Source organism: Azonexus caeni (genome assembly GCF_048146105.1).
Lineage (GTDB): Bacteria > Pseudomonadota > Gammaproteobacteria > Burkholderiales > Rhodocyclaceae > Azonexus > Azonexus aromaticus_B.
Window position 1 is genome coordinate 1 of record NZ_JBKJAD010000011.1, and the last position, 20,615, is coordinate 20,615.

The following is a 20,615-nucleotide window of genomic DNA, read 5'->3' on the forward strand; positions in this document are numbered from 1 at the left end:
CGAACCCAGCTTCAATACGCCATCGTGGAAAAACGACGGGGGCGTCAATGCCCCCGTATCGTCAAAGCCCTGCCAAAACGCTACACCGTTCGTTACCTGAAGAAAGACATTAACTGAACGGCATTACGCCCGGCGGGCGCTTTTTCGGGGATGTCGGCGGGGACTCAGCCGCGCACCGATTCCGGCAGCTTTTCCTCGATCAGCTTGAGCAGCGGCAGGAAGACCTTGGGCGTGCCGGCGACGATATTGCCAGTTTCCAGGTAGTTGGCTTCGCCGCGCAGGTCGCTGACCAGGCCGCCGGCTTCGGCAATCAGCAGGGCGCCGGCCGCCATGTCCCACGGCGCCAGGCCGAATTCCCAGAAGCCGTCGTAACGGCCGCAGGCGACGTAGGCGAGGTCGAGCGAAGCGGCGCCGGGGCGGCGCTGGCCGGCGGTCTTCTGCGCCAGCTCCTTGAAGATGGACAGGTAGAGGTCGATCTTGTCGAATTCGCGGTAGGGGAAGCCGGTGCCGATCAGCGCTTCGCCGAGGCGGATGCGCTTGGAGACGCGGATGCGGCGGTCGTTGAGGAAGGCGCCGCCGCCCTTGGAGGCGGTGAACAGTTCGTTGCGGTTGGGGTCGAAGACGACCGCGTGTTCCAGCACATTGCCGCGCGCCAGCGCGATCGAGATCGCGTATTGCGGCAGGCCGTGGATGAAGTTGGTGGTGCCGTCGAGCGGATCGATGATCCACTGGTATTCGCTGTCGCCGCCTGCCTTGGCCGGGGAGACGCCGGACTCCTCTGCTAGAATCCCGTACGCCGGATAGGCATCCACCAGGGTTTCGATGATCGCGGCTTCGGCGGCCTTGTCGACTTCGGTGACGAAATCGTTCGGTTGCTTGCTGGCAACCTTGAGCGAATCAAGGTCGTTGGAAGCGCGGTTGATGATCTGGCCGGCGCGACGCGCGGCCTTGACGGCGATATTGATGGCTGGATGCATGGCTTTGAAAGAGCGATCGGGCGGTCCGCGTCTCGTCGGCCGTCCGATTCAGATTTTAGGAAAGCGCGAATTTTACACCATGAAACCGGAAGTCCTGCTCTCACGTATCCGCATCGTGCTCTGTCGTCCCAGCCACCCGGGCAACATCGGCGCCGCAGCGCGGGCGATGAAGACAATGGGCCTGTCCGACCTGCGCCTGGTGACGCCAAAACAGTTTCCCGACCCGGAAGCCGACACCCGGGCGACCGGCGCCGTCGACCTGCTCGAACGGGCAAAGGTCACCGAGACCCTTGCCGAAGCCCTGCAGGGGACGGTGCTGGCCGTAGCGCTGTCGGCGCGCCGGCGCGATCTCGGGCCGCCGGTCGGCACGCCGCGCGAGACCGTCGCCCGCCTGCTCGCCGCGGCGGCCGAAGGTGAGGTGGCGCTGGTCTTCGGCAACGAGACCTCCGGCCTGGCCAACGAAGAAGTCCTGCAATGCCAGGCGGCGGTGACCATCCCGACCAACCCGGAATTCAGTTCGCTCAACCTCGGCGCCGCTGTCCAGCTCCTTTGCTACGAATGCCGCATGGCCGCCTTTGCCGGCGCCGCGCCGCTGGCCGGCGACGGGGCGACGCCGTTCGCTTCACCGCCGGCAACGCACGACGAGGTCGAAGGCTTTTACGGCCACCTGGAAGCGGTGATGACCACCAGCGGTTTCTTCAACCCGCAGCAGCCCGGCCGCCTGCTGCCCAAGCTGCGCCGCCTGTTCGGCCGCGCCGGGCTGGAGAAGGACGAAGTCAACATCCTGCGCGGCATCCTGTCGGCGACGCAGAAGCCTACCGGGCACGGGCGCAAGGACTGAGCCGGCGTGGCGGACGGTCGAGGAAGCGTCCGCTGACATTTGACGCAACGGGCTGTGCCTGCCGTGAAACTGGCGCCAGTTTTCCGTCCGTCAACGCGGGCGGGCCGCGGCGCTCAACCCGGAATCTTCGCCAGAAAGCGGTCGAGCTGGTTGGCGAAGGCCTGCCGGTCGGCCTGGCTGAAGGCCGCCGGGCCGCCGGTTTCGATGCCGGCGGCGCGCAGGCCTTCCATGAAGTCGCGCATGTTCAGGCGTTCGCGGATGGTCGCCGTGGTGTACAACTCGCCACGCGGATTGAGTGCCTGCGCGCCGCGTTCGATGACCAATGCGGCGAGCGGGATGTCGGCAGTGATGACGAGATCGCCGGGCGCCACCTGGCTGACGATGTGCGCGTCCGCAACGTCGAAACCATGGGCGACCTGGATGGCGCGGATGAATTTCGACGGCGGCGTGCGCAGCATCTGGTTGGCGACCAGCGTGGTGCGGATCTGCCGGCGCTCGGCAGCGCGGAAAATGATTTCCTTGATCACGCCGGGGCAGGCGTCGGCATCGACCCAGATCTGGATGTCAGCCATGGAAGGCCCACCAGGCTGCGAGCGCGAAGCAGGCGATCATCAGGTAGCCGGCCAGTCCGCCGTAGAGCATCTGGCGGTCGCCCTGGCGGCCGAGCGGCAGCATCTCGGTGACCGGTACGCGGCGGCCGTAGCGCGCCTGCCCGGCTTCGCCGACGCGCAGCGAGAAGAGGGCGGCGCCGATGCCGAGCGCAATCAGTAGCGGTACCGGCGTCGTCGTCCAGGCAATCCAGCCGAGTACGGTGAACAGGATGGCGAGGCTGAGGCCGCGCATGGCGAGCTGAACGGGTTTCATGCCGTGGTGGTCTCCGGTTCGTGGGCAGCGAGGAGGCAGGCGGCGAGCTCGTCAATGCCGGCGGCGTCGAGGCTGGCGGCGGGCAGTGGCTGGTGCGTCGCGGCGCCGTAGTCGCGGGCACGGGCGCGCGCATAGAGCGGATCGTAATGGTGTTCGAGCAGCGAATCGGTGAGGCCGGCAAAATCGCCGTCATTGATCTGCCGGTGCCAGCCGGCGATGCGCGCTGCGCCGAGCAGCGGGTGGAGGGTGTCGAGGTTGGCCTTGAGCGCCGCGCCGTCGGCGGTGAAATAGTCGTAGTCGCGCAGCAGGTAGGCGACGCGCGTTTCCCGCTCGGCGACGATGTCGCAGCAGGGACCGGCCTGCATCGCCGCGAACAGCGCGGCGGGCAGGCGCAGGCTGCCGATCTTGCGCGATTCGGCTTCGATGAACAGCGGGCGGGCCGGATCGAAACGGCGCAGCGTGTCCCAGATTTGCGTCTCGAACCATTTCTGCGACGGTTGCGGCTGGCCGGGCAGGCGGCCGAGCACCGAGCCTTTGTGGCAGGCCAGTCCTTCGAGGTCGAGCGTCTGCGCGCCGCGCGCCGCCAGTGCCTGCAGCACGCGCGTCTTGGCCGAGCCGGTGGGGCCGTCGAGGACGACGTAGCGGAAGCGGCCGGGCAGGGTTTCCAGGTCGTCAAGCACTTGCTGGCGGAAACGCTTGTAGCCGCCTTCGAGCTGGCAGGCGTCCCAGCCGACCGAGCGGAAGACGGTGGCCATCGCCCCCGAGCGCATGCCGCCGCGCCAGCAGACGATCAGCGGTCGCCAGTTGCGGTCGCGATCGAGGAAGTGGTCGCGCAGGTGGCGGGCGATGTTGGCCGAAACATAGGCGGCGCCGAGCTTCTTGGCGGCAAATGGCGACACCTGCTTGTACAGGGTGCCGATCTCGGCGCGCTGTTCGTTATCGAGCACCGGACAGGAAATCGCGCCCGGCAGGTGGTCGTCGGCGAACTCGGCCGGCGAGCGGACGTCAATGATGGTATCGAAGCCGGCCGCTTCGTCGAGTGTGGCGATACCCTTGCGGGAGCGCTGAAATTCCTGGCCGGCGGTGGGCGCCTGCGACATCTTCCGTTATCCTTCGCGGCGTTCGAAAAAAAACGGCATTTTAACCAGCCTCGGTGCGGAATATGGAAAACCCAGACAATACCCCGGCCTTGCGCCTGACCAGCTTCGCCCACGGCGGCGGCTGCGGCTGCAAGATTTCGCCGGCCGTGCTCAACCAGATCCTGGCCCATGTCGGCCCCGGCGTGATTCCGCCGCAACTGCTGGTCGGCATCGAATCGTCCGACGATGCCGCCGTCTATCAGTTGAACGAGCGGCAGGCGATCGTCGCCACCACCGACTTCTTCACGCCCATCGTCGACGACCCCTACGACTTCGGCCGCATCGCCGCGACCAACGCGCTGTCCGACGTCTATGCCATGGGCGGCACGCCGATCCTGGCGCTGGCGCTGGTCGGCATGCCGCTCGACAAGCTGCCGCTGGAGGTCATCGGCCGCATCATCGAAGGTGGCGCCAGCGTCTGCCGGGAAGCCGGCATCCCGGTCGCCGGCGGTCATTCGATCGACGTCGTCGAACCGATCTACGGCCTGGTCGCGCTCGGCATCGTCGATCCGGCCAAGGTGCGCAAGAACGCCGCGGCGCAGGCCGGCGACGTGCTGGTGCTGGGCAAGCCGCTCGGCATCGGCGTCCTCTCGGCGGCGCTCAAGCAAGGCAAGCTTTCGGCCGACGGCTACGCCGAGATGCTGCGCTGGACGACGCTGCTCAACACGCCGGGACCGGCGTTGGCGGAAATCGACGGCGTGCATGCGCTGACCGACGTCACCGGTTTCGGGCTGGCCGGCCACTTGCTGGAAATCTGTCGCGGCTCCGGGCTCGGCGCCGCAGTGAACTTCGCCGATCTGCCGCTGCTCGCCAGCGCCGTCGCCTTCGCACGCGACGGCGTGGCCACCGGCGCGTCGACGCGCAACTGGCAGAGCTACGGCAGCGAAGTGACGCTGCCGGCCGATTTCCCGCTCTGGCAGCAGAAGCTGCTGACCGATCCGCAGACCTCGGGCGGCCTGCTGGTCAGTTGCGCGGCGGATGCGGTCGATGCCGTGCTCGCCTGTTTCCGGGAAAAGGGGTTTGCCGAAGCGATGGTGATCGGTCGCATGCTCGAGGGCAGCGGCCTGCGCGTCGGCTGAGCGCCGCCCGGGCGTCGCTTACGGCGTCAGCGCGCTGGCCATCGCTTCGCCCATGCGCACCGGGCGCGTCGGCGCCCAGTCCGGGTTGAAGGCGAGGCGGCCCTTGGGGAAGAGCAGGACGACCGTCGAGCCGAGCAGGAAACGGCCCATTTCCTGGCCCCGGTCGAGGCGGACCAGGGTCTCGCCGTCGTAGCGCCATTCGCGCACGACGCCGGGGCGCGGCGGATTGACCGTGCCGTGCCAGACCGTCGCCATGCTGCCGACGATGGTGGCGCCAACCAGCACCAGCGCGAACGGGCCGGCGGCGGTATCGAAGATGCAGACGACGCGCTCGTTGCGCGCGAACAGCCCGGGCACGCCGCGCGCCGTCGTCGGATTGACCGAGAACAGCGCGCCCGGCACGTGGATCATGCGGCTCAGGCGGCCGGCGCAGGGCATGTGGATGCGGTGGTAATCGCGCGGGCTGAGGTAGAGCGTCGCGAAACTGCCGTTCTCGAACTGTGCCGCCAGCTCGCGGTCGCCGCCGAGCAGCGCGGTGGTCGAATAATTGTGGCCCTTGGCCTGGAAAATCTGGTCGCGCTCGATGCCGCCGAACTGGCTGATCGCGCCGTCGACCGGGCACAGGAAATCGGCCTCGGCCAGCGGCCGGGCGCCGTCTTTCAGCGGCCGGGTGAAGAATTCGTTGAAGCTCTTGTAGGCGGCCGGATCGGGATTGGCCGCCTCGTCCATATTGACGCCGTAGCGCTGGATGAAGCGGCGGATCAGCGCGGTCGTCGCCTTGCCGGCTTCGGCACTGGCCAGGCGGCCGGCAAATCGGGTCAGCGCCAGCTTCGGCAGGAGGTACTGGGGCAGGACGGCGAGGCGATCGGACACATGACGAACCTGTGATGAAGAACCGCCGATTATACGGGCTCGCTGCGTGCTGCCCAAATATTGGGCTGAATCTGCGTTCAAGCGGGCAGATGCGGCCGCACCTGCTCGGCAAACAGCGTCAGCGCGCGGCGGTTGGCCTCCGGCTCGTAAGCGGCGGGTTTGAGGAGCAGCACGCAGGGGCCCAACTGCTCGCGCAGCGCCAGGCATTGATCGACGCAGGCGGCCGGGTCGCCGACGATGGCGTTGTCGAGCAGCGCCGCGTCGTCGTAGGCGGTGGCCGGCTGGTGGAAAGGTTGCACCGGCTGGGCGGCGGGGATGCGCTGGATCGCCCGGCGCATGTTGGCGCCGAAATCGCGGATGAAGGGCAGGGCGGTGGCGCGCGCCTTGCCGTGCTCGGGATCGCAGAGGAAATAGCGGGCCAGCACGTAGGGCGGGCTGCGTTCCGGGCGCAGGGCGCGGAAGGCATCGAGCAGCGCCTTGATCCGCGCCACCGGCGCCGCCGACGGCCCCATCAGCCCGTAACCGCGTTGCGCGGCGAGCGCCAGACTGTCGTCCGCCAGGCTGGCCAGCCAGATCGGCGGCCGGCGCGGCGGCCGGGGAAAGACCGACAGATCGTCGTAACGGTAATGCGTGCCGTGGTGGTCGACGTTGGTCTCGGCAAAAATCTTCTCCAGCAGGTCCAGCCCCTCGAACATGCGCGCCCGGCTCTCGTCGTGGCTGACGCCGAAATGGCGGAACTGGTCGGGAAACGGCCCGCCCTTACCGATCCCCAGCAACAGCCGGCCGCCCGACAAGGCATCGACGGTGGCGACGTCCTCGGCGACGCGCAACGGATCGTGAAACGGCAGCAGCACGGTGCCGGCGCCCAGCCGGATGCGCTCGGTACGTGCCGCCAGATGGGCGAGCAGCGCAAAGATCGAGGCGCTGACGCTGAACGCGTTGAAATGGTGTTCGGTCAGCCAGACCTCGTCGAAACCCAGACGCTCGGCATGCAGCACGGTTTCCACCGACTCGTGCAGCGCCCGCGTCGAATCGCCGAACGGATTCTCGAAGTTGGCGAACAGCGCATAGCCGCTCATGCCGCCACCGCCGGCTTGCGGAAGACGATCCAGGTTCCTTCGTCGTCGTGACGCACCTCACCGGCAATCTCCAGTTCGCCAAGCAGGCGGGCGAAATGCTCGGGCGGGTTGCGCTGGCCGCGCTCCTTGCGGGCGCGGTTCCAATCGCCATCCGCCGCCTTCGCGGCAAGGATTTCCTCGCGCAGCTCCCGGTTGCCGAAACCGCCACCGACCCAGGCCCAGCCGCCGGGGCGCAGGACGCGATGGATTTCGCGCAGGCCGGCGGCCTGGTCGGTCCAGAAATAGATCGCTCCCCGGCTGACCACCAGATCGACCGAATCGTCGGCGAAATCCAGTTGCTCGGCACAACCCGTGCGCGCCTCGACCCGTTCGCCCAGGCCATGCTCGGCGATGTTCTCGAACGCCAGCGCCACGCACTCGGCCTGCGGATCGACCACCGTCACGCGCAACTCGCTGGCCTGCGCAATGCGGATGCCAAGCATCCCCGGCCCGCCCCCAAGATCGATGCAATGCCCCTGCCGCACCCCCGTGCGGCTGACAATCTGCCCGGCAATCACCGGATAAATCTTGCGAAACAGCCCCTTCATCGTGTTCTCGTTATAACTGCGCGCGTCGAAAACCTGCATGCCGGACTCCTGAAAATGAGCGGGCGCCACTTGAGGAACCGGCGCCGGAGGGTTCGCTATCACCGGAAGCGAAGCCTGTGCCATGTGCGTGAAGTGCGTAAAGTCAATGACTTGGATTTGGTTTGTGCCTTCGCTATGTTGTGTTGTCTGCAACGCTTGTCAGATTTGTTCCGTGGTGTGGAAGCGGTAATGCAAGGAGGTGTATATGACCGCGCAGATTCCGCGCAACTCCAATCAGCATGACTCAGAAAGCCTCGCGCTCGCCTTGCACCTGTTCGCCCCGTTCGTTCATGAACTCCTCTTCGCGCGGCGGTATTCCGGTTAAAAAAACTGTCCCAGTTTCGAGCGCCAGTTGTAGAACGAGGCGTCACTGAAGCCATGCTGCCGGCACAGTTCCATGATCGGCACGCCCGCTTCTGCCTGCTGCAAGAGACCGACGATCTGCTCTTCTGAAAACCGCTTCTTCAAGTCCATTCTCCTTCTCGAAAAAGGACTTTACTAAATTACCAGTGGCAATGATTACGGGGGGCACCTCAATCCAATCCTAGAAATTAACCCGCAGTCATTCGGCCGCTCAAACCCCGAGGTCCCCTCAACGTAAGACTTCAAAATCCGACCGATGGAAGAGACCGCGTCCTTCTCTGCACTGATGAATCCGACGGGGAAGCTGACGGGGTATGAGTCGCGCAGCGAGACGTGATAAACGACCACAACGAATTCCCCTTCGAAATGCAGCACCTCAACACTTCCACCAAGGAAACCCTCAATGAGCCCGCGAACCTTGCTGGTGTTTGGCTCAAACTCCCTTTTCCATTGTTGTGCAGTCCTATGATCATCGGGACCGCCGACGGGCAAATAGATGGTCGGCGAATAGAGTTTCTTATCCTTCGTACTCGCCTGATCAAAAATCTGACTGATCCTGACTTGCAGACTGCTGCTCATTCCCCAATACGGGTCGCTGGGAGCGACCCAAAGAAATGGAGTCTGCCCCACATCAGACTTGCTTTCCTGCCTTGCCTTGATGAGCGGAGCCAAATGAGTCTGGAGCAGTTTCCAATTTTCTGACGAGTAGATTGGTCCGATAAATGTGGTTCTCTTCTTTTGGCTGTGGGATTCGAGCTTTGCCAAGTCTTCGAAGAATTGCAGGCTCACGGAACTGCCCTTCGAATCGAAGAGTTTCAGCGTGTCGCCATCCCCGATCTCGACCATGATTTTTGCAATCTCACCGAAATTGCTGGGGCGAGCACGGTTATCCAGTTCGAGAGAAATTTGCGCATGGACGTAATCTGAACTTTTCAGGTTCTCAAAATCCTCTCGCTCGACGTTTCGCCCATCCTCGTCCACTTTGAAATGAACCGGCAGTCTGACGGGCATCTGCTTGATCTTGTTCACCGAGTTCACGGTGTAGACGTTCGGCGAGTCCTTGTCGTCCTGGGTCAGTGCCTTGGAAAGGAACCCTTTCTGCAAGATTTCATGGAATTGACGCTGGAAATGCTTTCTTACGTGAGTCTGGCTGCAGGATGCATTCTCGTCGTCGACCTTGATTGGAATGCCTGCCTTCCACTTATCCGAAAATTTGTCTTTACCAAGGCAAGAGAAGGTTGCGAGGTCAAAAGACAAGCAAGCCGTACTGTCTCGAAGCAGCGACAAACGCGGAACCTCGCCGAGTTCAGTGAAGTAGCTGCTCGATTTCTCCGTAAGAGTCAGGCGACCGTTTTCAGACAGAGTCAATTCGCCACGCTCCACGAGGTCATCAATTGCCTCTTGAACTTCCTTGCGCGAGAAGCCAAAGAAGGTTGCTACCTGCGACATGGACATTGGCGCAAGGTGGATAAGCCGAAGAACGAATTCCCGAACGAACGGCAGCCCTTTTTCAGTGATGTACGAGAAATTGATGTTGAAGCGTTGCGCTGGCAACAGGAAGTCAATCTCGTGATAAATCGTCGTGTTTTCCAATGTCGTCACCTTAGCGTGTCTTCTTCGCGGACATGAACTTATAGCCGGCACCCTCGCCCATATCGTTCATGTAGGAAACAACCTGTCCGAGAGGCTTGTCCTTGTTGTGGGTCTTCCACATTTCCGCATTGCCAATGATCAACAGACGGTCCATGGCTCGGGACATCGCCACGTTGATTCGATTGGGAGTACGCAAGAAGCCGGGGCTCTTTTGTTTATCGGAACGCGTCAGGCTCAAGATGATGATTCGGTTCTCCTTGCCCTGGTAGCTATCGACAGTATCGATTTTCACCAATGCCTTGAACCCGTCGCTCCAGATTCCCTGGTTGAACTTCTGGCGAATCAGCCGCTTTTGTTCGGCATACATGCAGATGACACCGATCAGCGCATCATCCTTGTCTTTGAGGTCTGAAAGGTCGTTCAGGAATTGCCCGCTCTCAGAAATCTGCTTGAGCAGGTCGATGACCTGTTCAGCCTCGCAACGGTTGTAAATACTGACGCCACGGTCGCTCTGATGATTGGCATGTTCGCCAAGCGATGATGTGTCCAGCCATGTCACGGCAGAGCGAAGCAAACTCGGAGCAGTTGCATAGATGTCGGGAATTGCCCGATCCCCATTGTTAAGCTTGCCGTCGTAGAAGGTATGGGAGACGAGATTGCCGATGGGAGGAGCCATACGATACTGAGTCAGCAGCGTGGCGCTCGCCTGCTTTCCATATTCCGAATTGAAAGCACGCGCAAAGTCGCTTCGCAGGACTTCATCAAGCTCGGTATGCTTGTCGTTGATGCCGAGTCGGCGAGCCAGGGCAGACTTGTGAGCATCGGAGTACAAGGGAGGCAGTTGCAAATGGTCGCCGACCAGAAGAACCCGTTTTGCGGACTGCATTGCAATCGCCAGTTCACTCGCGATTGAACGAGCCGCCTCATCAATGATTACGAAATCATAGATGTTGTCGTGAATACCGATGTGTCCTTGCCCAATGCCGACACAGGTACCTGTTACCAGTTGTCTTGAGCGAGCATAAAACTCGTCGATATTGACCCTCTCAGCCGACAGAGCGTCCTGGATGTCACGGGATATGCGAGCCAACGCCCGAACCCTTTTGGCTTCATTTGGACGGACTCCATACTCGGAACAGATATTTGAGAGCAGGATGGATTTCGCTTCTGAAACAGAGCTTTCTTTTGAAAGCGTGATTCCGTAGTCCGAGTGAAGTTTGCTTCGAATGCCTTTGTCCAGTTCAACTGCGATCAGTTTCAAGGCTTTGATATCTCCCTCGTCATCAACGTTTTCGAAGCTCTTGAGGAGAAATTCGAGTTGGTCAATCTGCTTGAACAGCTTCAACTCAGCGTCGACGACCTTGGCGATGAATTCGGCATCGAGACCTAGAGCATCCGATAGTGCTTCAACACGGTAGCGGTATTCGGCATTGAACAACTCGCGTTTTTCTGCGGTGATGGCATGGGAATACACGTCTTTCAGGCCATGCGAAACTGCGCCTTCTCGGTTGCTGAATCTGACGACCTCCAGCGGAGTCCCCAACCTCCCGCAGTGCTTCCGTATCCGTTCGGCAGCCGTATTGACCGCTTCGTGAGACTGGCTGACCAGCAGGATTCTTCGCACGTTCAGTTTTTCAACGAGAAAGTGGACGAATGCGGCGATGAACTCTGTCTTTCCTGTTCCAGGCGGTCCCTGCAAAAGCGACAGAGGACCATAGTTCAGGAGTTTGGTGAAAGCCTCACGCTGCTGCTCGTTAAGGCTAATCTTGTTCCCGTGCTGGTCTTCGCGGTCGTATCTGGCGAAATCCTCGTCAGTAACGGCAATGTTGTAGGTGGTTGCCTCCTTATTGCAGGCTGGGTCGAACAAATCGAGGAGTTCAGGCAATACCCCTTCCCTGTCAAGCAGCCTTTCAAGTGCAGCTTTCCGCTTGCGGTATGAAGCCCTGTCCTGTTTGGTCCTGAAAAAAACAGAATCGCCATCGCTAAGTCCATAGGCTGAACTTTTAAACTTACTCAGGCGGACTTCGTTCAACGCTGATTTTTTTAGCAAGACCTCTCCGATGACTTTTTCTGCACCATCCTGGTCAATGAGGAGAGCCTCGACTTCATCCGTGCTTGCGAAAGTACCCAAGGGATCAATGTCCGCTTCATAAGGCAGTATCAGTTCGGATTCGGAATCCGATGGTTTGAACGTGGCACCATTCAATTCAATATTCGGGCTTGACTCAGTCTCCGTGGCGAGGATTGCTCGCCAAAGTGCCTGTGTCGAAATGTCGACTGTGATTTCCGAATGCTCTTCCCCAATGGAGGCTTCAGCCCGATCGAACACATCTTTGAGTTGCTGGCTTAGTCCCGATTCATCAATTTCGGGCGGAACCATCTGGAGCATCTCGATAGCGCGATGAAAGGCGTCATCATCGCGAAGATGCTCCGACAATCCCGAAAACTGAGCGGGTCGTCCTGGTTTGATGCGAATTGCCGTACTGATTTCAAATTGGCTCTCTTCCGCCACCCTGAAATGAACATCAGATCTGACCCGAGGGGTTAATGCTCCGACAAAGCAACGCTGCTCCTTGTCGTAGAACGCGACAAACGAACCTCCAATGCCAGAAAAAGTCACCGAGTAATCAGTCTTGCCAGGTTTCGGTGCCTCTACCTTGACGAAAAGATGCCCGTTGTCGGGCAAAATCGTAATCGGCTGACTAACATTGGTGTGTGTTATTTCGACGAATTGCTGTTCCTGCACTTCGTCTGCGGTCGTCAGCGCCTTTTTGAACCGCCCCAAATCCCTGAAACCAAACGCCAGATCGCTCAGTTCCGACTGAACCACTTCCGAAATTCTTGGATAGGCTTGGGATCCCTCACCCCACTCCAATCCGAGCAACTCGCAAGACATACGGAGCACAGCAAAGATGTCACGCTGTTCGGATGAACTTCCGTCGATATTCTCGGGGCTATACCGATGATTTTTGGACTCAGCGGTGTTGTGGGAAAAATCCGGAATATCTACCAGATACACATTCCCATTTTCCCTCCCCAGCATCACATTGCCAGGGTGCAGGTCGCCATGCGAAATGCCGAGACCATGAAGATGCTCGACGGCATCCGTCAACTTCTCGATCACCCCTAGTTTGTCCGCATCATCAAGAGTGGCGTCAGCCCACGTCGTTCCATCAACGACGTCGGTCACCAAATACATGCTGCTCGACCTCGACGCCAGGCCGTACTCATGAATGCGCGGAAGGTAAGTGGGATTCACTGCTGCCAGCTTGTCCAGCCGCTTCAAAAAGGCAAGGACGCGGAAATTGCTTACTGAATCATCCCCTTTGCCGCCCACGTTCAACCAAGCTTTAACCAGCCTGCCTTCCGAGAAATAGACCTCTTTATCATCGGTCGAGACCAGAAATTCGCCTTGATCGGGGAACTGCCGTGTGTGGTTAATCGGATGACGATAGGCTTCCAGTTCGGAATCATCGAATGTCGGTATCACCTCGCCTTGCGGTTCTGCTCTCTTCAGTGCATCGAAGAATGCCGAAGCATCCGTGTATTGCCCTGTCACTGCTTCAAGAAGAACCCCTGCGTACCATTCGCTGCTTGAAAGTATCTCGTTCTGAATGTTCTCCAAGCTCTTCGGAGACATTCTTTGAGCCGTCAGGAGATGCCAAGACACAAGCCCCAGGGCATGAACGTCCTTCTGGAACGGGGTTGTTGACGCATCGTCCAGCATCTCCTTGACCTCAACAGCCCCCACCGAAAGGCTGTTCCGATAATCGCCAACAGTCCCTATTGGTTGGTGGTAAGCGGAGATGAAGTTGGAGAGCGCAATTTCCTTAGACGGCGACAGCCACAGACTATGGTCAGCAATGTCTCGGTGGGCAATCTTGATCCCATGCAGGTCAGCAAACTTCGCAATCAATAGCTTCGTGAGGTTCAGTCGGTCGGTCTGATTGAACGACTGACCGAACTTACCCACGAACTCGTTGAACCGTACATGTCCAGGCGGCAGTTCATATACCTCGCTGTACTGGGATGTAACCTCATCCTTTTCAAAACTGGTCAATGAGCGAAGACAGTGGTTGTACAGGTCGCGATTCTGATGGTTTATGAACTGCAACACTTCCCGCTCGCGGGACACGATTTCAGCCCTACCCTGCGAAGTAACTGCCTTGTTGCCACCGAGGTTTTTGAAATTCCAAACCCGAAGCAATGCCTCGGTACCCTTCGATATCTCTGAACTAGCCAAATATTCTTTGTAAACGGCATTCGGATGCCTAAAAATCTCCTCAACTGCTGTGTATCCGCCAATTTTTAGTGCTTTCGGTGCTGTATTGCCACTCAGGAATAGTTCATCAAAGACCTGGAAATCCTGATTTAGAACCTTTGAAGCGGGGTGCGGACGAAATTGTTTTTCGAACACCCCTTTGTCCGCAAATTTGAGAAAGTCCTTCAGGGACATCGTGTGACGAAGTTCAACCTCGGGAAGCTGACTGAAATCGGCGTTCCCCGTCATCACCACAAAGTATTCAACAAACGGGGGGTATCCCTTGTTTGAGAATCTCTGATTAAGCCTTTTCAGCTTGCTAGTGAGCGTGTATTGCTTTGTTCTCGTGACGCTGACTGGCGACCGCCCCATGTTCTTGTCGCCTTTGAACCAAATGTCGCCATTTGCAGTGATGGGCGCATGATTCCAGTCCTTCAGCTCGACGATGATGACATTACAGTGAGTCACGATCACCAAATCAAACTCACCCTCCTTGCCCTTGGAATCGACGAACCTGAACCCCGCATATCCTTTCCAAGGGAACATGCCATTTCGCCCAAGCTTGTATTGAAGCTGATCTCGAAGTGAGCCGCCTCTTGCATGGGACTTGTCATCAGGCTGGCTATCGGAGAACGCCGCCCCAATTTTTTTGATTGCCTCAATCTCTTGTTCTTGAAGACCGCCGTCCCAAATTTCGATTTCCAAGTTGCTTCCTTTGTCTTTGTTTTCTGTGAATCTGCTTGATAGGCTGGCTGCTCATGCCGAACGACTAAGTCTATCTCACATCAGTCACGGCATCACACGGAGTCCGCCTACCAGAGCTGGTTTGCGTCAAATTTCCGTTTACCCGCTGACAGACCGGTAAGCGGTAAATTGCCGCCTGATTCTGGTCAGTAGCCCAAGGTTTGATCTGGCCGACTAGTACCCGTTCAACCATCATATTGAACGGCGCCTTTCAAAAAACCGCCGCAGGGCTATCGAGCCGACGAACTCCTCTTCTGGGGCTTACAACCGCATCCGCTCAGTCAACACCTTCATCCCCATCATCCCACCAACCCCGGCTTTGCCGCTCGAACAACCTGCGCCGCAATGAACCCGGCGAATGCCGTCAGGTCGTCGTTTGCGCTGGCTGATTCAAGGGCGCGCATGTATTCGTCGCGGTCGTCGACGCGGATGACCGTCCACGGGTAGCCGCCGCCGGCCAGCAGGACGTTCATGGTGAATCGTGCTGTGCGGCCGTTGCCGTCCATGTACGGATGGACGAAGCCGAAAAGCCAGTGGCCGAGTACGGCGCGCACGAAGGCATCGGTTTCGGCGGCCAGGCATTCGCACAGGGCCGTCATGCCGTCGAGGACGGCGTCGTGGTGTGGCGGCGAGTGCAGCGAGCCGCGCAGGAAGACGTGCTGGCGGCGATAGCCGACGAGGTCGGCGACGGTGAGGATGCCGGCATCGACCGATGGCCCGAAGAGTTTCTGGTACCAGGTCTGGTGCTGGCTGGCGAACAGCCGGGCCGAGAGGCCGGGGTCCGCGGTGCGCTGCGCGTAAGCCTGTGCTGCGGCATCGCGTACCAGTTCGAAGGCGTCCAGGTAGCCTTTGGCGGCCATCGCCGCTACCTGTTTTTGATCGGCCGCGTCGCTGACCGGGTCCCAGGCTTCGTCGGCGACCTTGCGGATCAGTTCGGGGGTGACCCGGTAACGCTCGATGGATAGCGAGTGGTAGGCGTCCTCGGTGCGGATGGCTTGCACTCGGGCGAGGTAATCGGCGGGGCTGAGATCGAGAACGGCATTGTCCGGCCGGCAGGCGATCACGCTTTCCCGGTGTTGTTCCCACAGTGCGCGGATGCGGGCGTAGAGCGGCGAGCGCCCCGCTTGCCCGAGGGTGTAGATCGGTGTGGCGGCAAACGGGGTTTCGTCGGTCTTGAGCTGGATGCCCAGACCGGCAAGCTGGCTTAGCACCGCATCGGCGAAATCGTCTCGCTTGACCTGCCGGTACGCGGAAAGAATGCGGGCCAGGCCGGCACGGTTGACGTCGACCAGCGCGGCCAGCGGGCCTGGATCCTGCAACTGCGTCATGACGATCTGGATTTCGCGGCCGTGCGTGGCGAAGTGGCGGGGCGGCAGGCTGACCAGGCAGAGCGGGATGCTCATGCAGCGCAGGCCGTCGATGGCCTGCGTCTGGCTTTCCGTCGGGAAGGTCGATTTGCCGGGGAACATGCCGATCGTGTGGCCGAAGGCCAGTTCCTGCACCTGGCTCTGGCTGGAGGCCAGCATGACGTTGACCGTGGCGGGGATCACGGTTTGCCGGGCGTGCCGCAGCAGCGAATGCTCGGCGGTCAGGCAATAGCCGGTGGCGAAGCGTTCGCCGAGATAGCGCGCCAGGTATTCCCAGAAGTTTGCGTAGAACGGGGTGGTGTCGCCGGCCTCGGCCGTCGGGTCGGAGACGAAATACCAGCCCTTGAGGATTTCTCGCAGATAGCCGGTTTCCAGCAGCAGCACGCGATTGGCGTTGGTCAGTTGCGGCCCCCGCACTACGCCGCGGTCGGCGCCGAGTACGCCGTGCAGTTCAGTCAGGGCGCGGGCGAGTTTTTGTCGGGGGGTAAGTCGGGGGCGCGCCATAGGTCACCTGCGGGGTTGTGATTGATCGCCATGTTTTGCCGAAAACAATCTACATGTTCAGTTGAAATTAATCAACATGTTTTGATTGATTTTATTCGCCAATCATCACGTCCGGCCGGTGTGGGGCGTCAGTTTTCTCCCGGCAGGCCTTCCCCGTTTTCAGCGGCGATTCCCTCAGTCTTTGCTCAGCGTTCCCGCCGTCGTTGCGCAAGAGTTCGGTGCCGCCGCCGAAGTCGAGGCGCGGCTGAGGAAAATTTGGGAAAATTTGAGTCAGGGCCTTTTTGCGCTATCGAGATTGAAATAAGGAGCATTGCCATGGCTTTTAAGAATGAATACGTCCCACCCACAGGGAGCTTCTATAGCGAGATGCTCAACCTTTTGCGATTTCGGGTAATGGGGCGGCTCAATTTCAACAAACGTTTGTGCATGCATTTCGCATTTTGTTATCGGCATAACCGCTTTGCCTGCCTGTAGTAAAGGTATTGACACTGCCGAATGGAAAGAGGAAGTCAAACTTAGCGACGGCAGCGTGATCGTGGTTTGGAGAAAGGCTCGCGCCAAAAGCGGCGGATTTCCAGATTCAAAGCGTGGTGCGTATATCGACGGCGAACTGCGCTATGACCCCGAAGGGGTCTATTGGAAGGGCGATTTCGGTGTCTATCGGTCACCGATGAGCTTCGACCGCGTGGACGGGGTGTTCTATCTCGTGCGATACGCGGAAAGCATTCAGGCATGCTCCACCAAGAAACCCGAAGACTACGCCATTCAGATACTGAAGTGGGCCAATGCTAAATGGGTTGAAATTCCTCAATCTGACGCGCCGCTAGGCCGTATTCGAAGGAATCTGGAAATCGATCCATGGGGGCACAATCCTGAAGACGACACCAAGGGGTTGCTGAGACTCAATGGGCAAGACGATCGCCCATATGACCGGTATGCCAGGAGCGCCCGGGACAATAGAACGAATCCGGAGAGCATTCAGGCTCACTATGAGCGCACAGCCATTGATCCGCGCACCAAGCAAAGAGCAAGGAATGAGGATTTGTTTCGCTGGGGTCTCGAGTTCTGCGGGTATTGGCAAAAGAAAATTCCGGTAAGCGTTAATCCTAGCCGAGAGGAAACGCTCAAACGACTCGAAGAAGCCAAGAAAAGACTCAACGCTGGCAAAGAAAACAACTCATCTCAGGATCACTGATTATGACGACCATCACCCGCCCCGAATACGCACTGCTTTCCGCCAACGTTTATGGCAACAAAAACGAAAAAACCGCACCCGACGATCCCGGATAAAGCGGATAAAGAGGCCAACCTCGATTTTCGGCAAGAATGGAAAATCAAGTCTGATCACCTTTGTCGAATGCGCGCTGCAGTGCCTTCGTGGCGATAAAAATCACCATGTTTTGATTGATTTTACTCGCTGATCATCACGTCCGGACGGCGCCGGTCGTCAGTTTTCGGCCGGCAGACCTTCCCCGTTTTCAGCGGTGATTCCCTCGCTCTTTGCCCACCGTTCCCGCCGCCATTTCTCCCGTTCGCCGTTGGCGCAGAAGGTCCAAGCGACGATGCGGCTTTGTTTCTGGCCCTGGGTCATCGGCAGGATGCGCGATTCGACGACCTTGGCCTTTTTCAGCGCGGCTTCGATGTGCACCAGGTTGTCGGCTTTCGAGAGCAGCGAGGTGAACCACAGCACGCGCTTCGGGATCTGCGTGCTTTGCTCGATCATCGATTTGACGAACGCGCGTTCGCCGCCGTTGCACCAGAGTTCGGTACCGCCGCCGCCGAAGTTGAGGCGCGGCTGGGTGCTGCCCTTCCTGGCGCCGGGTTTGCCCAGGTTGTTCCATTTGCGCTGGCTGACGGCGAGGACTTCGTCCGGCGAGTTGTGGAAGGGCGGGTTGCACAGCGAGACGTCGAAGCTTTCGCCGCTGCGCAGCAGGCCGGTGAAGATGTTGTCCCAGACCGGTTGGTGGCGCAGTTCGATGCTGCCGGCGAGTTCCGGGTTCTTGGCGAGGATTTTCTGGGCGTTGGCGAGCGCCGCTTCGTCGATGTCGACGCCGAGGAAGGACCAGCCGTATTCGGCGTGGCCGATCAGCGGATAGACCAGGTTGGCGCCGGTGCCGATGTCGAGCGCGCGCACGCCGGGGCCGGTCGGGACGGCTTTCTTGTTGCAGGTGGCGAGCAGGTCGGCCAGCGCGTGCAGGTAGTCGGCGCGGCCGGGGATCGGCGGGCACAGGTAGCCTTCCGGAATCTCCCAGCCCTTGACGCCGTAGTGGTGCATGAGCAGCGCGCGGTTGAGCGCCTTGACCGCCGCCGGGTTGGCGAAGTCGATGGTCGGCTCGCCGGCCGGCGTGGTCTTCAGGTATTTGGCGAGCGCGGCCGAGGTCGCGGTGAGGGCGGCGAGGTCGTAGCCGTCGGCATTCTTGTTGCGCGGGTGCATGGTGATTTTTCCGGGAACGGGGCGCGATTGTCCCACGTGTTGCAGGTGCGACAAAATCGTCGGCGCGCAAGCGCATGATTTTTCTGGTGTTTGGCGGGTGAGCGGCAAGGCATGAAACTGGCTTGACGAAGCAACAAGCCAATCTCGGGGGAATCCGCCGATGAAGTTGTCGATCGAACGCCGCCACATTGAACCGCTGCTCGCAGCCTTTCCGCGCCTGGCGCACTTGCGCGAGCAATTGCGTTTCGGCAACCGGGTCGAGGTTTCCTTCGCCCAACTGGAAGCCGCCGAACTGGACTTGCTGCAGGCGCAGTACGCGGCTGGCGACCGCGAGTTGCGCGCGCAGGCAGCGCAGATAGCGACGCTGCGCGCGGCGCTGGCCGAGACCGGGCATCGCTTTGAGGCCGAAGAGCTGGAAATGGCGGTGCCGGCCATTGCTCGCTACCTGGCCGACGGCAGCGAACGCGGCTGGCTGTTTTCGGCGGCGATCACCGGCAAGCCGCTGGCCTGGGTGGTGGCGCGGCTCGATTACACGCCGCCGTCGGAGGAGGAAACGGGCAAGATCTTCCTCGAACTGCGGGCCAATTCGCGGGCGAAGATGGCGACGGCGACCTTGCGCATTTCCGGCCCCGACATCGCTGGCCACACGGTCGCCGAAATCCTTGCCGGCAAGGGCTTTGTCAAGGAGACGCCGGCCTTGCTGGCGGCCTACGAGGAAGGCGCGGCGCGCTATTTCGAGTGGCGAGCGCAGTACGGCGCCCAGTTTTCCGGGAGCGGCACCGGCTGGTTCGCCGAGAACCCGACGGCGACGCACCGCGACACCGATTATTCGCGCAAGGACCAGATCGTCCTCTCGTCGACCGGTTCGCCGGCGCGCCTGGTCAACGACGAGGGCATCCTCGGCGAGCGCGTGCTGGCGATGGACGCCACCGGTGACATCCTGGCCAAGTTCGTGCGTCGCGTGCAGCGCAACTCGCGCCTTTCCGGCAAGGAGGAGGCGGAAGTCGAGGAAACCCGCGACGGCATCGCCAAGGGCTTGTTTACCGAACTGCCGGTGCATTTCTTCATCCTGATGTTCCACCTCGACCTGCACCATTACGTCTGGGTCCATGTGGACGACATCGCGCCCTACGCCTACCAGCCGGAACTGAAGGACAAGCTGGTACTGCCGCCGGAGCAGACCGACCTGATCGACATCCTGACCGCCGAGATGGACGTGCTGATGGACGACATCGTCGCCGGCAAGTCGGGCGGCACGACGGTGCTCTGCGCCGGGCCACCGGGGGTGGGCAAGACGCTGACCGCCGAGGTGTACTCGGAGATCATCCGCCGCCCGCTCTACCGCGTGCATTCCGGCCAGCTCGGGCTGAACGTGGCGGAGATGGAAAAGATGCTGAAGGAGGTGCTGACCCGCGCCCAGCGCTGGGGCGCCGTGATGCTGATCGACGAGGCCGATGTCTACATCAAGCGGCGCGACGACAACATCACGATGAACGCGGTGGTCGGCGTCTTTCTGCGCGTGCTGGAGTATTTCAACGGGCTGTTGTTCCTGACGACCAACCGGGTGGACGACATCGACGAGGCGATCGTCTCGCGCTGCATCGCGCTGATCCGCTTCCACGCGCCGAGCCGGGAAGACCGCCGGAAAATCTGGGGGGTGATGGCGGCGCAGTTCGGCCTTGTGGTTGCACCGGAATTGCTTGAGCGCCTGCCCGACATCTTCCCGCAGGCGTCGGGGCGCGACATCAAGGGGCTGGCCAAGCTGGTCGCCAAATACTGCAGCCAGAAACAGGTGGCGGCGGGCGAGGCGGTGTTCCGGCGCTGCTCGATGTTCCGGGCGCTGGAGCAGGCGGAGTAGCGTTGGCGGGCCG

At 60.4% G+C, this 20,615-nt stretch carries 15 protein-coding genes and 1 pseudogene; 4 read left to right on the forward strand and 12 right to left on the reverse strand.

Going from position 1 to position 20,615, the window contains the following annotated elements:
- Positions 1-164: 164 nt before the first annotated feature.
- Positions 165-977, reverse strand: coding sequence for an inositol monophosphatase family protein (locus tag ACLIIZ_RS11755; RefSeq protein ID WP_416692316.1), 813 nt, complete (start codon positions 975-977; stop codon positions 165-167).
- A 79-nt stretch (positions 978-1,056) separates the two neighbouring features.
- On the opposite strand from ACLIIZ_RS11755, the gene ACLIIZ_RS11760 reads away from it, so the two are divergent.
- The gene (locus tag ACLIIZ_RS11760) at positions 1,057-1,818 is read left to right on the forward strand and encodes an RNA methyltransferase (protein WP_416692318.1); all 762 of its coding nucleotides are present in this window, start codon (positions 1,057-1,059) and stop codon (positions 1,816-1,818) included.
- Positions 1,819-1,931: 113 nt separating this feature from the next.
- Here the strand turns inward: ACLIIZ_RS11760 and ACLIIZ_RS11765 are convergent, their stop codons facing one another.
- From ACLIIZ_RS11765 to mnmH, 3 genes are read right to left on the reverse strand one after another with little or no spacing between them, the layout of a single operon-like run.
- Complete coding sequence (locus ACLIIZ_RS11765; RefSeq protein ID WP_465221447.1) at positions 1,932-2,381, reverse strand: YaiI/YqxD family protein; 450 nt, start codon at positions 2,379-2,381, stop codon at positions 1,932-1,934.
- A 1-nt stretch (position 2,382) separates the two neighbouring features.
- Positions 2,383-2,682 (reverse strand): hypothetical protein, encoded by a 300-nt coding sequence (locus ACLIIZ_RS11770; RefSeq protein ID WP_416692320.1) that lies wholly within the window; start codon positions 2,680-2,682, stop codon positions 2,383-2,385.
- On the reverse strand, positions 2,679-3,782 hold the full coding sequence (mnmH, locus tag ACLIIZ_RS11775; protein ID WP_416692321.1) for a tRNA 2-selenouridine(34) synthase MnmH: 1,104 nt from the start codon (positions 3,780-3,782) through the stop codon (positions 2,679-2,681). The genes ACLIIZ_RS11770 and mnmH overlap by 4 nt, the downstream gene beginning before the upstream one ends.
- Before the next feature lie 62 nt (positions 3,783-3,844).
- On the opposite strand from mnmH, the gene selD reads away from it, so the two are divergent.
- Complete coding sequence (gene selD, locus ACLIIZ_RS11780; protein ID WP_416692322.1) at positions 3,845-4,900, forward strand: selenide, water dikinase SelD; 1,056 nt, start codon at positions 3,845-3,847, stop codon at positions 4,898-4,900.
- A gap of 18 nt (positions 4,901-4,918) precedes the next feature.
- Here the strand turns inward: selD and asd are convergent, their stop codons facing one another.
- The 7 genes and pseudogenes from asd to ACLIIZ_RS11815 form a co-directional block, all read right to left on the reverse strand.
- Positions 4,919-5,773, reverse strand: a complete 855-nt coding sequence (gene asd / locus ACLIIZ_RS11785) for an archaetidylserine decarboxylase (RefSeq protein WP_416692323.1) — start codon at positions 5,771-5,773, stop codon at positions 4,919-4,921.
- A 77-nt stretch (positions 5,774-5,850) separates the two neighbouring features.
- Positions 5,851-6,852: an LLM class flavin-dependent oxidoreductase gene (locus tag ACLIIZ_RS11790; protein ID WP_416692324.1), complete on the reverse strand. Its 1,002-nt coding sequence runs from the start codon at positions 6,850-6,852 to the stop codon at positions 5,851-5,853.
- A complete protein-coding gene (locus ACLIIZ_RS11795) occupies positions 6,849-7,478 on the reverse strand; it encodes a class I SAM-dependent methyltransferase (protein WP_416692325.1) in 630 nt (209 codons plus the stop codon). Before ACLIIZ_RS11795 ends, ACLIIZ_RS11790 begins: the two co-directional genes overlap by 4 nt.
- Before the next feature lie 333 nt (positions 7,479-7,811).
- A pseudogene (locus ACLIIZ_RS11800) lies at positions 7,812-7,946 on the reverse strand (transposase); the annotation flags it as partial.
- A 51-nt stretch (positions 7,947-7,997) separates the two neighbouring features.
- A complete protein-coding gene (locus ACLIIZ_RS11805) occupies positions 7,998-9,434 on the reverse strand; it encodes a hypothetical protein (protein ID WP_416692326.1) in 1,437 nt (478 codons plus the stop codon).
- Positions 9,435-9,444: 10 nt separating this feature from the next.
- Complete coding sequence (locus ACLIIZ_RS11810; protein WP_416692327.1) at positions 9,445-14,400, reverse strand: AAA domain-containing protein; 4,956 nt, start codon at positions 14,398-14,400, stop codon at positions 9,445-9,447.
- Between the two features lie 338 nt (positions 14,401-14,738).
- A complete protein-coding gene (locus tag ACLIIZ_RS11815) occupies positions 14,739-16,310 on the reverse strand; it encodes a Fic family protein (RefSeq protein ID WP_416692329.1) in 1,572 nt (523 codons plus the stop codon).
- Positions 16,311-16,770: 460 nt separating this feature from the next.
- On the opposite strand from ACLIIZ_RS11815, the gene ACLIIZ_RS11820 reads away from it, so the two are divergent.
- Complete coding sequence (locus ACLIIZ_RS11820; protein WP_416692330.1) at positions 16,771-17,505, forward strand: hypothetical protein; 735 nt, start codon at positions 16,771-16,773, stop codon at positions 17,503-17,505.
- Between the two features lie 252 nt (positions 17,506-17,757).
- On the opposite strand, the gene rlmF is transcribed toward ACLIIZ_RS11820, so the two are convergent.
- A complete protein-coding gene (gene rlmF / locus ACLIIZ_RS11825; RefSeq protein ID WP_416692331.1) occupies positions 17,758-18,744 on the reverse strand; it encodes a 23S rRNA (adenine(1618)-N(6))-methyltransferase RlmF in 987 nt (328 codons plus the stop codon).
- A 160-nt stretch (positions 18,745-18,904) separates the two neighbouring features.
- Here rlmF and ACLIIZ_RS11830 point away from each other — a divergent pair, with 160 nt between their 5' ends.
- Positions 18,905-20,602, forward strand: a complete 1,698-nt coding sequence (locus ACLIIZ_RS11830; RefSeq protein WP_416692332.1) for an AAA family ATPase — start codon at positions 18,905-18,907, stop codon at positions 20,600-20,602.
- Positions 20,603-20,615: the final 13 nt, after the last annotated feature.

Bases quoted from the DNA above. Each gene is read 5' to 3' on its own strand.
- ACLIIZ_RS11755 (WP_416692316.1), bottom strand. From the start codon at position 977: ATGCATCCAGCCATCAATATCGCCGTCAAGGCCGCGCGTCGCGCCGGC.
- ACLIIZ_RS11760 (WP_416692318.1), top strand. From the start codon at position 1,057: ATGAAACCGGAAGTCCTGCTCTCACGTATCCGCATCGTGCTCTGTCGT.
- ACLIIZ_RS11770 (WP_416692320.1), bottom strand. From the start codon at position 2,682: ATGAAACCCGTTCAGCTCGCCATGCGCGGCCTCAGCCTCGCCATCCTG.
- mnmH (WP_416692321.1), bottom strand. From the start codon at position 3,782: ATGTCGCAGGCGCCCACCGCCGGCCAGGAATTTCAGCGCTCCCGCAAG.
- selD (WP_416692322.1), top strand. From the start codon at position 3,845: ATGGAAAACCCAGACAATACCCCGGCCTTGCGCCTGACCAGCTTCGCC.
- ACLIIZ_RS11790 (WP_416692324.1), bottom strand. From the start codon at position 6,852: ATGAGCGGCTATGCGCTGTTCGCCAACTTCGAGAATCCGTTCGGCGAT.
- ACLIIZ_RS11795 (WP_416692325.1), bottom strand. From the start codon at position 7,478: ATGCAGGTTTTCGACGCGCGCAGTTATAACGAGAACACGATGAAGGGG.
- ACLIIZ_RS11815 (WP_416692329.1), bottom strand. From the start codon at position 16,310: ATGGCGCGCCCCCGACTTACCCCCCGACAAAAACTCGCCCGCGCCCTG.
- rlmF (WP_416692331.1), bottom strand. From the start codon at position 18,744: ATGCACCCGCGCAACAAGAATGCCGACGGCTACGACCTCGCCGCCCTC.
- ACLIIZ_RS11830 (WP_416692332.1), top strand. From the start codon at position 18,905: ATGAAGTTGTCGATCGAACGCCGCCACATTGAACCGCTGCTCGCAGCC.